At 72.6% G+C, this 14,791-nt stretch carries 11 protein-coding genes; 4 read left to right on the top strand and 7 right to left on the bottom strand.

Translation table 11 applies throughout. The annotated features are described in order from the left end of the window. The first annotated feature begins 80 nt into the window (after positions 1–80). The 4 genes from O7621_RS00355 to O7621_RS00340 all read left to right on the top strand — a co-directional run bounded on the left by O7621_RS00355 (position 81) and on the right by O7621_RS00340 (position 5,069). On the top strand, positions 81–3,584 hold the full coding sequence (locus O7621_RS00355) for a nitrate- and nitrite sensing domain-containing protein (protein ID WP_282232216.1): 3,504 nt from the start codon (positions 81–83) through the stop codon (positions 3,582–3,584). Then, complete coding sequence (locus tag O7621_RS00350) at positions 3,581–3,985, top strand: roadblock/LC7 domain-containing protein (protein WP_278171351.1); 405 nt, start codon at positions 3,581–3,583, stop codon at positions 3,983–3,985. Before O7621_RS00355 ends, O7621_RS00350 begins: the two co-directional genes overlap by 4 nt. Before the next feature lie 117 nt (positions 3,986–4,102). Beyond that, positions 4,103–4,480, top strand: a complete 378-nt coding sequence (locus tag O7621_RS00345) for a DUF742 domain-containing protein (RefSeq protein ID WP_123605492.1) — start codon at positions 4,103–4,105, stop codon at positions 4,478–4,480. 1 nt (position 4,481) lies between these two features. Beyond that, positions 4,482–5,069 carry an ATP/GTP-binding protein gene (locus tag O7621_RS00340; RefSeq protein ID WP_282232215.1) on the top strand — a complete coding sequence of 196 codons (588 nt, stop codon included), beginning with the start codon at positions 4,482–4,484 and terminating at the stop codon, positions 5,067–5,069. A 271-nt stretch (positions 5,070–5,340) separates the two neighbouring features. On the opposite strand, the gene O7621_RS00335 is transcribed toward O7621_RS00340, so the two are convergent. The 7 genes from O7621_RS00335 to O7621_RS00305 all read right to left on the bottom strand — a co-directional run bounded on the left by O7621_RS00335 (position 5,341) and on the right by O7621_RS00305 (position 14,755). Next, positions 5,341–7,788 carry a transposase gene (locus O7621_RS00335; RefSeq protein ID WP_282232214.1) on the bottom strand — a complete coding sequence of 816 codons (2,448 nt, stop codon included), beginning with the start codon at positions 7,786–7,788 and terminating at the stop codon, positions 5,341–5,343. 29 nt (positions 7,789–7,817) lie between these two features. Further along, positions 7,818–8,843: a DNA primase gene (locus O7621_RS00330; protein WP_282234788.1), complete on the bottom strand. Its 1,026-nt coding sequence runs from the start codon at positions 8,841–8,843 to the stop codon at positions 7,818–7,820. Positions 8,844–8,923: 80 nt separating this feature from the next. Then, positions 8,924–10,690 carry a thiol reductant ABC exporter subunit CydC gene (gene cydC / locus O7621_RS00325; protein WP_282232213.1) on the bottom strand — a complete coding sequence of 589 codons (1,767 nt, stop codon included), beginning with the start codon at positions 10,688–10,690 and terminating at the stop codon, positions 8,924–8,926. Next, on the bottom strand, positions 10,687–12,456 hold the full coding sequence (gene cydD, locus O7621_RS00320; RefSeq protein WP_282232212.1) for a thiol reductant ABC exporter subunit CydD: 1,770 nt from the start codon (positions 12,454–12,456) through the stop codon (positions 10,687–10,689). The genes cydC and cydD overlap by 4 nt, the downstream gene beginning before the upstream one ends. Beyond that, on the bottom strand, positions 12,453–13,415 hold the full coding sequence (locus O7621_RS00315; RefSeq protein WP_278171344.1) for a M56 family metallopeptidase: 963 nt from the start codon (positions 13,413–13,415) through the stop codon (positions 12,453–12,455). The genes cydD and O7621_RS00315 overlap by 4 nt, the downstream gene beginning before the upstream one ends. Before the next feature lie 7 nt (positions 13,416–13,422). Next, positions 13,423–13,803 carry a BlaI/MecI/CopY family transcriptional regulator gene (locus O7621_RS00310; RefSeq protein ID WP_282232211.1) on the bottom strand — a complete coding sequence of 127 codons (381 nt, stop codon included), beginning with the start codon at positions 13,801–13,803 and terminating at the stop codon, positions 13,423–13,425. 85 nt (positions 13,804–13,888) lie between these two features. Further along, complete coding sequence (locus tag O7621_RS00305) at positions 13,889–14,755, bottom strand: TylF/MycF family methyltransferase (RefSeq protein WP_282232210.1); 867 nt, start codon at positions 14,753–14,755, stop codon at positions 13,889–13,891. Positions 14,756–14,791: the final 36 nt, after the last annotated feature.

Here is a 14,791-nt window from a genome sequence, read left to right as displayed (position 1 = left end):
CTCGGGGGTCCGATCCGCCCGGGTCGGCCGATGGGCGGTGTCCGGTGCAACGAACCGGCACCGATGAGGAGGGCGGTGACGTGAGCGAGCGGCCGAAGACGGCAGATTCATTCCTGTCGCGTCTCCGCCGGCCGGTTGGCCGGCTCAACGATCTGCCGATCTGGTCCAAGCTCGGTCTGATCATGATCGTGCCGACCCTGGCGACGATCGTGGTCGGTACCAACGGCCTCATCGGGCACCTGGAGACCGCCGGGAACGCGTCTCAGGCACGCACACTTGCCACGTTGGCCGCCGCCTCCGGTGACCTGGTCCACGACCTGCAGAACGAGCGGGCCGCCGCAGTGCTCCTGCTCGGTACCGGCAACGAGCAGCGCCGGCAGGGCTACCTCGATGCGTACAACGCCCTGCACGGCACCGTCGACGAGGCCCGGACGCCGTACTCGCAGCGCCGCGCGGAACTGACCGACCTGCCGGTGAACTTCCGTAACCTGCTCTCCCGGATCGACCAGAACCTCGCTGATCTGCCCGGGGTACGCAGCCAGGTGGTCAACAGCGCCACCGCGGACGGCACCTACCGTCTCACCGAGGCCGCCCGCGCCTACGAGGTGCTGCTCAGCGACCTGCTCGACATCCGCGACTCGGCCGCCCAGCTGGCCAACGACACCGAGCTGAGCGACCACATGCGGGCCGCCGCTTCGCTGGCCCGCAACAAGGAGTTCCTCTCCCGTGAGCGGATCGTCGTGCTGCGGGCGTTCAGCCAGAACGCGTTGACCCCGTCACTGCGTACCGACTACATCAGTACCCGGGCCGGCCAGGCCCAGTCCCGGCAGAGCTTTGAGGCCGCCGCCGTCCAGGAAGACCTGGAGTTCTACAACCAGACGGTGGCCGGTCCGGCGCTGCGGGAAGCGGACACCTACGGCGGTTTCATCCGGGGCCAGAACGAAGAGTCGATGCGTGACACGCCGTTCGACGCCGACGCCTGGGACGCGGCGCTGACCGGACACGCGGACCTGATCCGCACCGTCGAGCAGAAGATCGACGGCGACGTGGTCAACGAGGCCACCATCCTGCGCGACGACGTACAGCAGCAGTTGTTGATCGAGACGATCCTGCTGCTCGTCGTGCTGCTGCTGGCGATCCTCTTCGCTGCTCTGGTCGCCCGGGCGATGGCGCGCTCGCTACGTGAACTGCGCCAGGGCGCGCTCGCTGTGGCCCAGCACGGTCTCCCGCATGCTGTTGCCCGACTGCGGGACCCGCAGGTCACCGCGCAGAGCTCGCCTATGCAACTGGCCAACCAGATCGCCGAGCCGCTGCCGGTCCGCAGCAAGGACGAGTTCGGTCAGGTGACCGAAGCGTTCAACGCGGTTCACCTGGAGGCGGTCAAGACCGCCGCCGAACAGGCCGCACTGCGTTCCTCGGTGTCGACGATGTTCGTCAACCTCGCCCGCCGGTCACAGATCCTGGTCGACCGGCTGATCGGCCACCTGGACCGGTTGGAGCGCGGCGAGGAGGACCCTGACCGGCTTGGCGAACTCTTCCAGCTCGATCACCTTGCCACCCGGATGCGGCGCAACGACGAGAACCTGCTGGTTCTCGCCGGCGCGGACTCCACCCGCGTGCAGCGTGAGCCGGCGGCACTGATCGACGTGCTGCGCGCCGCGCAGTCCGAGGTCGAGCACTACACCCGGATCGAATTCGGGATGGTCGACCGGGACATCGAGGTCGCCGCGCACGCTGTCAACGACCTGGTCCACCTGGTCGCCGAGCTGTTCGACAACGCCACGGCCTTCTCGCCGCCAGACTCGCAGGTGATGGTCGAGGCCCGCCGGGTCGGCGACCGTGCCGTGCTCTACGTCGAGGACCGCGGTATCGGCGTCAGCGCCGACCAGCTGCGGGAGCTCAACGACCGGTTGGCCAACCCGCCGATGGTCGACGTGGCAGTGTCCCGGATGATGGGTCTCGTCGTGGTCGCCCGGCTGGCCAAGCGGCACGGTGTCAAGGTCGAGCTGCGCCCGGCCGCCGACCGGGGCACGGTCGCCGACGTCACCCTGCCGACCTCGGTGCTGATTCCGCGGGCCCTCGCCGGCCGCAACGCCGCCCCGGCCGCGTTCGGCTCCGGTGGCGGCCAGGAGAAGCCCGCCGTCGCCCGGCCGTCGTTCGCCGCACCCCTTGCGTTGGAGGGCGCCAACGGGCCGTCGGGCGGTGGCTTCGGCGGCCGACCGGCCGAGCCACCGGCACCGGCCGGCCCCCCGCCACGACCGTTCGAACCGGCACCGATCAACGGTGGTGGCCCGGCGACCCCGCCGGCCGCCCCGGCCCGCCCGATGCCAGCCTGGTCGGACCTGACCGGAGCGACCAACGGCACGAACGGTGCCAACGGCTCCGACGTGCTGGGAGCCCCGGCGGCCAATGGTCAGCAGCGCACCGGTCCGCTGCCACAGCGCCGATCCAACGATCACTGGACAGTCGACGGCGAGGTGACCGGAACAGCACCTACCAGCGGCATTCCGCGTCAGGCCGCCACCCCGCCGGAGACCCACGGCGCGCCGACCGGACACCAACCGGTCAGCGGGCAGCCGTACGTCCCGCCGGTCTCCGCGCCCCCGGTGCGGCCGTTCTCGGCTCCGCCGGTGCCGCCGACAGCGGCCCCGCAGCCCACCGCGTTCCAGCAGCCGGCCAGCCCCCAACGCCCACCGCAGCCACCGCCGCACCAGCAGCGGTCGGCGACACCGCCGCCGGCCGCTGCGGCACCTTCGGCCGCGCCGCCGCCCAGCGCGGCACCACCGGCTTGGCCGCCGGTCGCGGCAGAGCAGCGGGACACTCCGGCGCCGCCGGTGCCGGAGAAGCTCGCTGCGGCGCTGGACATGACCGCCGAACTGCCGAGGGTGTCCCGGTCGGGTCCGGACAACGCGGCGACCGCCCAACACCCGACGGTCACCCCGCCAGCGGCACCCAAGCAGTTCGCCGACGAGACAATGGAACTGCCGATCTTCCGCGAGCTGGAGTCGGCCTGGTTCCGGACCCGGCGCCCCACTGCGGACGAAGCGCGGGCGGCGGCGGGGGCGATGATCAAGCAGTCCGGTGGTGCGGCCTCGACCGCCACCACCCAGCCGATCGCCAAGGTGGACGCCTCCCGGCCTTCCGCTCCGGCGTCGGAAGCCGGGACGACCACGGCCGGCAGGCCCGGTTCGTCGTTGCCGCGCCGGCCGGAGCCGGTGGCCGCCACCTCGCGGCCGGCTGCCGCCGGTGGTGGGGGTGGCGAGGGTCCGCCGGACAGCTGGCAGACTGCCGCAGACGACGGCTGGCGCGCGGCAAGCGCCGCGGCTGATGTCGAAGTAGCCGAAAAGACCCAGGCGGGCCTGCCGAAGCGGGTCCCGATGGCACAGCTAGTACCAGGTGGCGTAGACAAGGCGTCAAGTTCGGTACAGCGTCGCACACCGGAAGCGGTCCGTGGGCTATTGTCCGCGTACCACCGTGGTGTGCAACGCGGCCGTACTCAGCCCAAGGACGACCACTCGACCAACCCGGGGGCGACCCCGGGAGGGCAGCAATCCTCGCAGGCTGGCAAGGAGCATGAGGGATGACAACTACGCAGGATCTCGGTTGGCTGCTGGCCAACTTCGCCGATCGCGTGCCGGGGGTCGCTCACGCGATTGCGGTCTCAGCGGACGGTCTGCTCCTGGCGGCGTCCCGGGATCTTCCCCGGGACCGTGCGGACCAGCTCGCGGCCATCGCCTCCGGACTGGTCAGCCTCACCCAGGGCGCGGCGCGGTGTTTCGAGGGTGGTGCGGTGCTGCAGACAGTGGTTGAGATGGACAACGGCTTCCTCTTCCTCATGTCGATATCGGACGGTTCGTCGTTCGCGGTACTGGCCGCCCGAAGCTCCGACGTCGGCCAGGTGGGGTACGAGATGGCCCTGCTGGTGGACCGGGTTGGCGAGGCGCTGACGCCAGCGCCCCGCACGGCCGCTGGAATGCTGGGCTGACCACGCTGACGAGACCGGTGCCGGCGCCGACGACCGGCACCGGTCTGCAGAGAAGAACTGGACGCTACGAGCTCCGACAGGTGGAGCTGCGGGCAGGACGAGAGGGGGTGACGGCAGATGACCGAGCGCGATGAACCGACCGGTGCTCTGGTCAGGCCGTACGCCGTTACCCGTGGTCGTACCCGGCCGAAGCTGGAAATCGCCCTCGAGGCGCTCGTGGAAACGACGGTGCGCGGCCGGTCCTCAGGCGCTGTGAAAGGCGGCTCGGGCCGGGAGCACCAATACATTGCCGCGCTGTGTGACGGCCGGCTGCAGTCGCTCGCGGAGATCGCGGCGCGGATGCAGCTCCCACTCGGAGTAGCCCGGGTCATCATCGCGGACATGGCCTCCGACGGCCTGGTCGCGGTGTACGAGCCGACATCCCTGGACGACACGAACGACGCGGTGGGCACGGAACTGCTGGAGAGGGTGCTGAGTGGACTTCGCAGGCTCTGACATGGCGCACCGCCCCATGGCCGGGCGCGTGACATCGGCGAAGATTGTGATCGCCGGTGGGTTTGGCGTCGGCAAGACGACGCTGGTCGGCTCGGTCTCGGAGATCACGCCGTTGACCACCGAGGCGATCATGACCTCGGCCGGTGTCGGCGTGGACGACACGCGACAGGTGCCGGGAAAGACGACCACCACGGTCGCCATGGACTTCGGACGTATCTCGATCGACCGAGATCTGATCCTCTATCTGTTCGGTACGCCGGGCCAGACTCGATTCTGGTTCATGTGGGACGAACTGGTGCGGGGAGCGATCGGGGCGGTGGTGCTGGTCGACACCCGTCGACTGGCCGACTGCTTCGCGGCGATCGACTTCTTCGAGCATCGGCGGCTGCCCTACCTGGTGGCGATCAACTGCTTCGACGGCATGCAGTACCACGATCCGCAGGACGTGCGGGACGCGCTGGCCATCTCCAGCGATGTCCCGGTCGTCGCGTGTGACGCGCGGAACCGTGAGTCGACGAAGCACGTGCTGATCTCCCTGGTCGAGTACGTGCTGACCATGCGGCGTCAGCGTGCGGTGGCACCGGCCTGACCGCCAGTTCACCCGGCACAGACTCTCCCGATCTCCGACCTTGACCGGCGGCACCTGACCCAGGTGCCGCCGGTAGGCGTCGTTTGCGACCGGCCCACTTGTGGTGTCCGTCGACATGGCCGGGTGGGCATGGGCGGCAGTTGGTGCCTGCGGCACGACGGACGTGCCGCGACGGGCGGACGGAGCACGCCGGCACCGCACCAGGGCCCGGGCACACCAGCGCCGAGCCCGAGCACGCTGGCACCCCGTCAACGCCGGGTGGTGACCCCGGTCAGGAGTGGTGACCGGCCGGCCGGTACTCGTACTCGCGGCCGTCGCCCTGCCCGCTCTGGTCCCGGCTGAAGTCCCACCCGCCGGCGGCCTCCCGGCCGGGCCGCCCGCCGACGGCGTACCCGCCGATTTCCTGCCCTCGACGCCAGCCCCGGAAGTAGCCGTTGGTGTGCTCTGCGATGCTCGCCGCGTCCCGGACGATCCGCAGCGGGCGTTCGTCGCGCAGCGGTGAGCCCGGAACCAGGTTGGCCTGCGGCACCCGCTTCGGTAGCCCGGCGTTGGTCGCGGCACCGATGGACGGTTGCGCGGCCAACTCGGCGGCCCGCCAGCCGTTGTCCGCCTGCGTCGCGAACTCCGCACCGTCGGCCTCCGGTTGCCGGACGAACCAGGCCGACCGGGCCGCCGCGAAGATCAGCAGGTCGCCGTCGCCTTCATCGGGTACGGGCGGGGCGCTCAGCGGCTCCACGGCGGCCCGACGGCCGCGACCGTACTCAGGGGGGGGTGGCTGGGTAGCGTCCACGAGGCGCAGCGGCGGCGTCTCCACCGGCGCGTCGGGCCGGCTGTACTCCTCGGGCCGTCCGTAGCCGTCAGGGCGGAAGTCGTCGTGACGGACCTGGTCGGCGACCGGCGGCTCGACCAGACGCAGCATCGGTGGCTCCGGCGGCAGGTCGTCGGCCAGCCACGGTGGCTTGACCCGGCCGCTGTGCCCGTTGGAAGCGGCCGGCCGGTGCTCCTCGTGCCCTCCCGGGTAGCCCGGAGCGGATTCGTCGCCGCCGTCGGGACCCGGCGGCACCAGCGGCCAGTTGGACCGGGAACCGGGTGGTGACGACGTCGGTGGACCGGGCCGCGGGGCGGGAACAGGCAGGCTGTAATCGGTCGCGGAGAAACCTCCGGTCGGCGGCTCGGCAAGCGGTGAACCACTGGTCGGCGCTGCCGAGGCCGGTGCCCCGGAGATCGGTGCCCCCGACATCGGTGCCCCGGAAACCGGCGCCGTACCAGCCGGCGGCGCCGACCGTGGCGCGGCGGCTGGGGCCGGACCGGCCGGACCGGCACCTGCCCGGGTGTTGGGCCGAGGGGTGATCGGGGTCGGCCGGCGTTGTGCCCGCGCGTCGTTGATGGCAGCGGTGGTGAGCGTGGCGCGGAACGGCTCGCCGGCGTCCGCCGGCGCGATACCAGGACGTTGCGCCGGCATCGGGGTCATCCCGGGCGGTGGCGGAGGAGGGGCGGACACTGGTCGGTCGCTGTCCGGGTCGGCGGAACGCCTGGCCACCGGGGCGAGCGGGGTGAGCGGTGTCGGCGCGTTCGGCGGCGGTGCCACCGGGGCCGGTGCCACCGGCGGTGTGGTCATCGGCTGGGGGGAGGCGGGAACGCTGCCGCCGACCGGCTGTGGACGGGCCCGCCGGCCGCCAGCGGGGGTACGGCTCGGGCCGGCGTCCGGGGCCGGTGGTACCGCGTGCAGCCCGGGTGGCGGCGGACCGGTGGTCGGGTCGGCGGCCCGACGCGCGGCGTGCGGCCCGCCGATCGGTGTCGGGGTGACGACCCGGGCGGTCAGAGTGGCGACCAGAGCGTCGGCGGCGGCGTCGCAGGCCCGGACGGCGGCGACGGCGTGCCGCACCGTCTCGGCGGTGGCGGAGGTGAGCGCCTTGTTGACGGTGCTGCGGCGGGGCGACTCGACGATCGCCACCCGTAGGGCGGTCACCGCCGCGTCGATGGTCTGTGCGTCGGCCACCCCGTCGGAGGCGAGGTGGGCGGCGACCGCGTCAGCGGCGACGGTGAGCTCCCGGTTGCGTGAGCTGGTGCCGCTGAGCATGCCCGGCTCCGGCAGGGCGTCGAGCACCGCGAGCGCGACCGGCTCGGCGGGGTCGGGATAGGCCCGCAGTGCCGCTGGGTACAGCTCCCGGAGCACCTCGCGCAGTGCCACGGCGGCGGCCTGCCGCCCGTTGGCCAACGCGGCGTGCGCGGCCAGCACCGGCTTGTACGCGACGAGGTCGCGGGACACGGGCAGGGCCACCGCGGACATCGCCCCAGCCTGGAGCGCCCGGGCCAGCCCGACGGCGCGCCGCTGGGCCGGCGCGGAGGACATCTCGTCCAGCGACTCGTCGTCGGCGAACCGTTCGGCGTAGTCGTCCGCAGCGTCGTCGTCGGCCACCGCGAGTGGGCGACCGGCGGCGGTCAGCAGCGAGGTAACGACGTGGTCGTCGCTGTCAGCGGCGATGGCAGCTCCGCTCGCACCGCCCGACCGGTCGATGAGCATGCAGCTCAGCCGGGCGTAGCCGGCCGGGTCGTCGCCGATCTCGCAGACGTCGAGCAGCCGGCCGGCGTCGTCGACTATCGCGGCGGACAGGGCCGGACCGGTCGAAGCCGACCGGGCAGCCCGGTCCGCCGATGCCAGACCGCAGTACACCCGCACGAGCGCCACCGCGCCGTCCTCCTCCCGGACACCCGTCATGCCAAGGACTGATGGTCCCTGGTGAGGGGTCAGTCGCGCCAGTCCGCAGCGGCAGAGATCTTGCCGATAATCGTGCGCCAGCCGAGACTTGCCGTTTGTGCCCCGATTTTCTTCAACTTGCGGCGCGCCATGAAACCGCCGATGCCGCCGTCAACCGTCGACCTTAGCGCCTCGTCAAGATCGTCCAGCCTGGATCCGGTAGAGAGCATGTCCAGCACCGAGGGCATCCGCAGAGCGTACGCGAGGTCCCTCGCGACCTCGCCGGACTGGATCAGCAGCGCCGCGTCCCAGGCGTCGTGACCGCCCCGCAGGTTCTCCACCACGAGGTCGAGTTCGTAGGTGTCCTCCGGGAGTGCCGCCACGTCCGCCGGCTGCAGCCGGTCGACCAGATCCGGCCAGCTGTCCAGCTGCGCGAGGTCGTGCGACGCGCCGGACCGGACGAAGCTGACCAGCGCCTCGGGGTCGCGGAACAGCAGCAGCTTGCCCCGGTGGCTGAGAAAGATCGGCACCTCTTCACCGCTGTCGGCCGACTCGGTGTCGTCGACATCTGCGTCGGCGTCGGCGTCGTCGCTCCCACCGGCTGCGCCACCCTTGCCGGCCTTGTCACCCTTGCCGGCCTTGCTGGTCGACCCGTCCTGTTGCTCGTTCTCCTCCTCCGCGAGCGCCGCGGCGAACTCTTCGTCCAGGATGACCACGGACTCGTCGTCCTCGTCCTCCTCGGCGACCGCCCGCTGCCGAGCGGCGAACAGATCGTCCTCGTCGCGCTCGGAAATGTCGGTTGGGGTCAACGCGGCGGACGACCGGTAGGCGCGCAGTGTGTAGCCGACGCCAGCCGGCAACGCGATCTCGACCGGGTCGATCCGTACGTCCTGCCAGAGCGATCGGTCGGCGGTGAGCGCCGCGTCGTCGGGGTCGGCGGTCGCGTCGGCATCGGCCGTCGCGACGTCCGCCTCGTCGTCAGGACCGTCGGCTCCGGCCGTGCGCCGGTCGGCATCGGGCTGGTTCGGCAACTTGGCCACGCTGACCTCCGTGTGTTCTCCGGTGACGGCGCCCAGACCCGGACTGTCGGGTGGGTGACTCTGCGCACACCCTAGTGGGCTGCCCGCCGTGTGGCATGCCCGCACCCCGTCCCGCCTCAGTTGGCTGCCGTCAGGTAACCCTGTTCGGCGGCCCGCTGCATGATCCACTGTTCCTGGTACCAGCCGGGCCGTCCGGTCAGCTCGGCGTGGTCGCCCCGTTGGACGACCCGGCCAGCGTCCAACACCAGGATCTCATCCATCGCTTCGAGCCCGGTCAGCCGGTGGGTCACCAGCACCACGGTGCGGTCATCGGCGGCGGCCAGCGCCGACGCCAGCACTGTGTCCGCCGCCGCCGGGTCTAGCCCTTCGGTGGGTTCGTCGAGGACCAGCACCGATGGGCCGGCCAGCAGCGCCCGGGCGAGGGCGAGTCGCTGCCGCTGCCCACCGGAGATCCGGCTGCCGGCCGCCCCGACCAGGGTCTGCCAGCCGTCCGGCTGCTCGCGTACCCAGTCGAACAGGCCGGCGGCGGCCGCGGCGGCGGCGAGGTCGTCGTCCGTCGCCGTGGGCCGGGCCAGCAGCAGGTTGTCCCGGACTGTGGCGTTGAACACGTACGCCTCGGCGAGCAGCCCGCCGACCAACCGGTGCCGCGCGCCGGCCGGCACGTCGGTCAGGTCCACCTCGTCGACCGTCACCCGGCCGCCGTCCGGCGGCACCGCCCCGGTGAGTACGCCGAGCAGGGTGCTCTTGCCGGCACCGCTCGGCCCGACCACGGCGATCCGCCGTCCGGGCGGCAGCCACAGATCGACCCGGTCCAACGCTGGTGAGGTGCCGGCCCGGTACCGGACCGTGACGCCGTCGAGCACCATCGTCGGCCGCCGTCGGTCGTCGGCCGTCGCGGCACCGACCGGGTCGGCTGCGGCCCGTCCTGTCCCGGCCCGGGCCGATTCGGTCAGCAGGTCGGCGACTCGGCGCAGCCCGCCGCGTAGCTGCGCCCACTGCCGGGCGGCGGCGACCAGCGCCAGACTCATCTCGACGGCGGCCAGGGCGCCGACCGCGAGAACGCCGATCAGTACCCCGCCGACGCCGGCGCGCAGCGCGGTCACCGTCACCGCCGCCACGGTCAGCCCGGCGACGAGCACGCCGACACCGTCGACCGCCCAGCCGGTCGCCGCCAGCCGCCGCTCCAGCCGGGCGAGTTCCCGGGCCCGACGGGTGCTCTTGCGCAGGGCGGCGGCGGTGCCGCCGAACGCCGCCAGGTCGGCCGCCCCGTGGATCAGATCGGCGCTGTCCGCCGCGAGTTCGCCGCGCAACGGCGCCACCCGGTCGGCGGTACGCCGGGTGAGCAGCGCCGCGACCGCCGGCAGACCGGCACCGGCGACCGCCAGCCCGGCCGCCAGCGCGAGCGCCGCCGCCGGGCTGACCGTCGCGGCACCCGCGACCGCGAGCACCGCGACGGTGGCCGCGGCGGCACCGGGCACCAGCACCCGCAGCAGCAGGTCCTGCACGGCCTCGACGTCGGAGACCAACCGGCTGAGGGCGTCACCGGACCGGTCCTCGGTGGTCGGCCGTCGCGCGGCCAGCGCGGTGAAGATCCGGAACCGTACGTCGGTGACCACCCGCAACGTGGCGTCGTGGCCGGCCAACCGTTCCGTGTAGCGCAGCACGCCGCGGCCGATCGCCAACGCCCGTACGCAGACGATCGCCACGGTGACCGCGTCCAGCGGCGGCCGACCGGCGGCGGTGATCAGCAACCATACGGCGGTGGCCAGCAACGCGAGCGCCGCCGCCTCGGTTGCTGCGGCCAGCAGACCGGCACCGACCAGTCGGCCGAGGTACGGCCGGGCCAGCGACAGTACGGTCCGCTCCGGTCGGGCGCCGGTCACGGGGTGGCCGCCGCGAGGTCGCGTCCGGTGATTCGGCCGGCGTCGAGCCGGACGACTCGGTCGACACCGTCGAGCAGCGCCGGCCGGTGCGCCACGATCAATGCGGTCCGGCCGGTGACCAGTTGCCGTGAACCGGCCAGGACCGCCGCCTCCGAGACGCCGTCCAGCCGGGCGGTCGGCTCGTCGAGCAGGACCACCGGCGCGTCCCGGAGGAAGGCACGGGCCAGCGCGACACGTTGGCGCTGCCCGCTGGACAGGCCGTGGCCGCGTTCGCCGAGCCGGGTGTCGAGCCCGTCGGGCAGCGCCGCCACCACATCGGTGAGCGCGGCGGCGCGTACCGCGGCCGACAGCTCGGCCGGGTCGGCGTCCGGCGCGCCCAGTGCGATGTTGTCGGCGAGTGAGGCGGCGAACAGGTGTGCGTGTTGCGGCACCCAGGCGAGCCGTCGCCGCCACTGCACGATGTCGAGTTCGGCGAGGTCGACCCCGTCGACGGTGATCCGGCCGGCGGTCGGCGCGACAAAGCCGAGCAGCAGGTGCAGCAGGGTGCTCTTGCCGGCCCCGCTGGGACCGATCACGGCGATCCGTTCCCCGGCCCCGATCGTCAGGTCGACGTCCCGCAGCGCCGTGGTCCGGGGGTGGACCACGGTGACCGACTCGAATCTGATCTCCGCTGGCGGCGACCCGACGACCGCCGGTGTCGCGCGGCCCGCCGGCTCTCCGCCGCTGGCGTCGCGGACCGGCTCTCCGCCGCTGGCGTCGTGCGCCGGATCGTCCTCGCCGATCAGGGTGAGCGCTTCGTCCAGCACGGTCAGACCCTCCATGCTGGCGTGGAACCGGCTGCCCGCCGTGCGCAGCGGCAGGTACGCCTCCGGGGTGAGCAGCAGCACCAGCAACGCGGTGGACAGCGCCATCCCGCCGGTGAGCAGCCGCAGCCCGATCGGTACCGCGACCAGCGCCACCGCCAGGGTGGCGACCAGTTCGAGGACCAGCCCGGAGAGGAAGGCGATGCGCAGCGTACCCATGGTGGCGACCCGGTGCCGGTCGGCCATCCGGCGTACCACCTCGGCCTGCGCCCGCTGCCGCCCGAAGGCCCGCAGTGTCGCCAACCCCGCCACCATGTCCAGGAAGTGGCCGCCGAGCTGGGCCAACCGCCGCCACTGCCGTTCGGTCGCAGCCTGCGCGTGCCAGCCGAGCAGCGCGCCGAAGACCGGTATCAGCGGCAGGGTGACCGCGACGATCAGCGCGGAACTCCAGTCGGCGAACGCCAGCCGGGCGAGCACCGCCACCGGTACGGTCACGCTCAGCACCAGCTGCGGCAGGTAGCCGGTGAAGTAGCCGTCGAGCGCGTCGACGCCCCGACCGGTCAGGGTGGCGAGCTGGCCGGCGCGCTGACCGGACAACCAGGCGGGGCCACGTCGCTGGATCGCGGCCAGCAGGTCCGCCCGCAACTGCGCCTTGACCACGGCTGCGGCGTCGGCGGCGAGGTAACCCTGCGCCCAGAGCAGCGCGGCGCGGCCGGTGACCGCCAGGACGAAACCGCCGAGCGCGGCCCGGTCCAGCTCGCCACCGGCGGCCGCGGCCAGCACCAGGGCCAGCGTGGTGGCCTGGGCGATGATCAGGCCGGCGGCGACCACGCCGAGTACGCCGAGCAGCGCGAGCCGTACCCGCACCGCCGGCACCTGGCGCACCAGGCGGGGATCGAACGGTCGGCGGCGACCGGCCCGGTCGGCCGGTGCGGTGGCGGTGCCGGTGCCGGTGGTGCTCACCAGCTGAGGTACAGCGACGCGGGTAGCAGGAGCAGCGCGGCGGCGACCACACTCGCGGCCGCCGGCCGCAGCCGAGGTGCCGGACGGTCGAGCAGCAGTCGCTGCACCCGGGCGTCGAGCTCCAGGTCGGCGGCGCCGAGGGCACCGGCCGGGGTGATCCGGCTGCCGGCGCTGGCGAACCGGCGCAGCGCGGCGGCGAGCGGCTCGTCGGCGTGCTGACGCCGGGCCTTGTCGTCGGCGCGCATCTCGACCAGCAGAGCGACCGCGTCGTGCGCCGCCCGCAGCCAACGCACCCGGGGTAGGGCCCGGCACAGCGCGGTGAACGGCAGCAGCACCAGGTCGTGCCGTTCGTCGGCGTGCGCCCGCTCGTGGCTGAGTACGGCGGCGAGCTCGCCGGGGCCGAGCAGGTCGAGCGTGCCGGCACTGACGACCACCGTCGGCCGGACCCCGGGCAGGCAGTAGGCGGCCGCGCCGGGGTGGTCGAGCACCAGCGCGCCCGGTGCGGCCGGATCGGCGCGACCGACCAGAGCGAGCAGGTCGCGGTGGCGACGCTGGGCCCGTACGGCGGCGAGCAGGCTGCGTACGGTGGATCCGAGCAGGACAGCGGCGATCGCGGCGGCGACGCCGACCAGCGTCAGCCGGACCGGCCCCAGCCCGGCCGGGAGCACGCCCGTGGGCCAGCCGTGTCCGGCGGCCAGGCTGGTCACTCCGGCGGCCAGATCACCGACGAACAGTCCGGCGGCGCGGCCCGGCCCGGTGCCGTACGGGGCGAGCCCGACCGCCAGCGGAACGCCGATCGCGGCCAGTCCGACCGCCAAGCCGAGCGCCTGCCAGCAGAGGATCGCCACCCGGGGGCTGCGCCAGGTCCAGCCGGGGCCGAACCAGACCGAGCGGGTCAACGCCTGCGCGGTGAGGTAGCAGGCGAGGATCACCGCGGCGAAGTGCGCGCCGTGTGCCATGGCAGCGTCAACCCCGCCGGTCCGCCACCTGCGCCTGGTCGGTGAGCGCGGCCCGGAGCACTTCGGCTTCGGTGCCGGTGACCGACCTGGCGAACCGGACCAGGGCCGCGTCTCGGCTGCCGGCCAGGTCCAACGCGTCGAGCATCAACTGGGCGATGTACGCCTCACGGCTGGCTGCCGGCTGGTAGCGCCAGGCCCGGCCGGCCCGCTCCCGGCTGACCATGCCCTTGCCGGCCAGCCGGTCCAGCACCGTCATCACCGTCGTGTACGCCAGGTCGCGGTCCTGCAGAGCTTCGGCGACGTCGCGGACGGTGACCGGATCGGCCGCCGGGTCGCGGTCCCACAGCACGTCCATCACCGCGCGTTCGAGGTCACCCAGTCGCGTCACCGGTCAAGCCTACCGCCGGTAGTAGACGCCTGGACCAGTGACCTTCCTGCTGGGACCGACGTCGGAGTACTCGGCAGGTGAGCTGCTAGGGCGACTTGCGCCAGTACCGGCAGGTCCAGTCGACCTGGTGGAGCTCGTCGTTGATGCCGTGAGCGCGCCTGAAGTCGTCGACCGCCTGACGGCAGCCACGTACGGCGTGATAGTCGTCGATGATGACGTAGCCGCCGTCGGAGAGCTTTGGATACAGCGAGTCGAGCGCCACCATCGTCGAGTCGTACAGATCCCCGTCGAGTCGCATGACCGCGACCCGGTCGATCGCGGCTGTCGGCAAGGTCTCCTCGAACCAACCCGGCAGGAACCGGACCTGGTCGTCAAGCAGGCCGTACCGGCGGAAATTTGCCTGGACCCGATCCAGCGGCACGGCGAGGAACGGCTCTTTCCAGAGGGCGTCCTCTACGTCCTCGAGCCGCTCGGGGTCCGGTCGGGGCAGCCCTCGGAATGAGTCGGCCACCCAGACCACCCGATCGGTCTCCCCGTACGCCTTGAGTAGCGCGCGCATGAAGATGCAGGCACCGCCGCGCCACACTCCGGTCTCGATCAGGTCCCCAGGAACCTGGTCACCGATCACCTCAGTCACACATTTCTCAAGGTTGTCGAGTCGCCGTAGGCCAATCATCGTCTCGGCTTCTGGGGGCCAGTCGCGGCCGTTCGCGCGTTCGTCCGCATTGAATGGGAATCGCACCATGATGTCCATGTCCCGCCGGTTGAGCAGCCGCTGGCCCTGGCGGAGCAGGGTGCTGCGCAGTGAATTGCGGCGCGGGTGGTACCGAATCCATGATTCACCGAAGGTGTACCTTGTCAGGGTGCGCTTCATGAGGTCCAGGTACATGGCCCGTGGGTCGCCGGCGGCGGTGACGGTGGGTTCCGGGTCTATGGCCGGAATGACGCTCATCTGAACTCCTTCTGAGAAGTGGTTTCATCAATCGAG

The organism is Solwaraspora sp. WMMD937 (assembly GCF_029581175.1).
Lineage (GTDB): Bacteria > Actinomycetota > Actinomycetes > Mycobacteriales > Micromonosporaceae > Micromonospora_E.
This window is presented reverse-complemented; position numbering and strand designations above follow the sequence as displayed.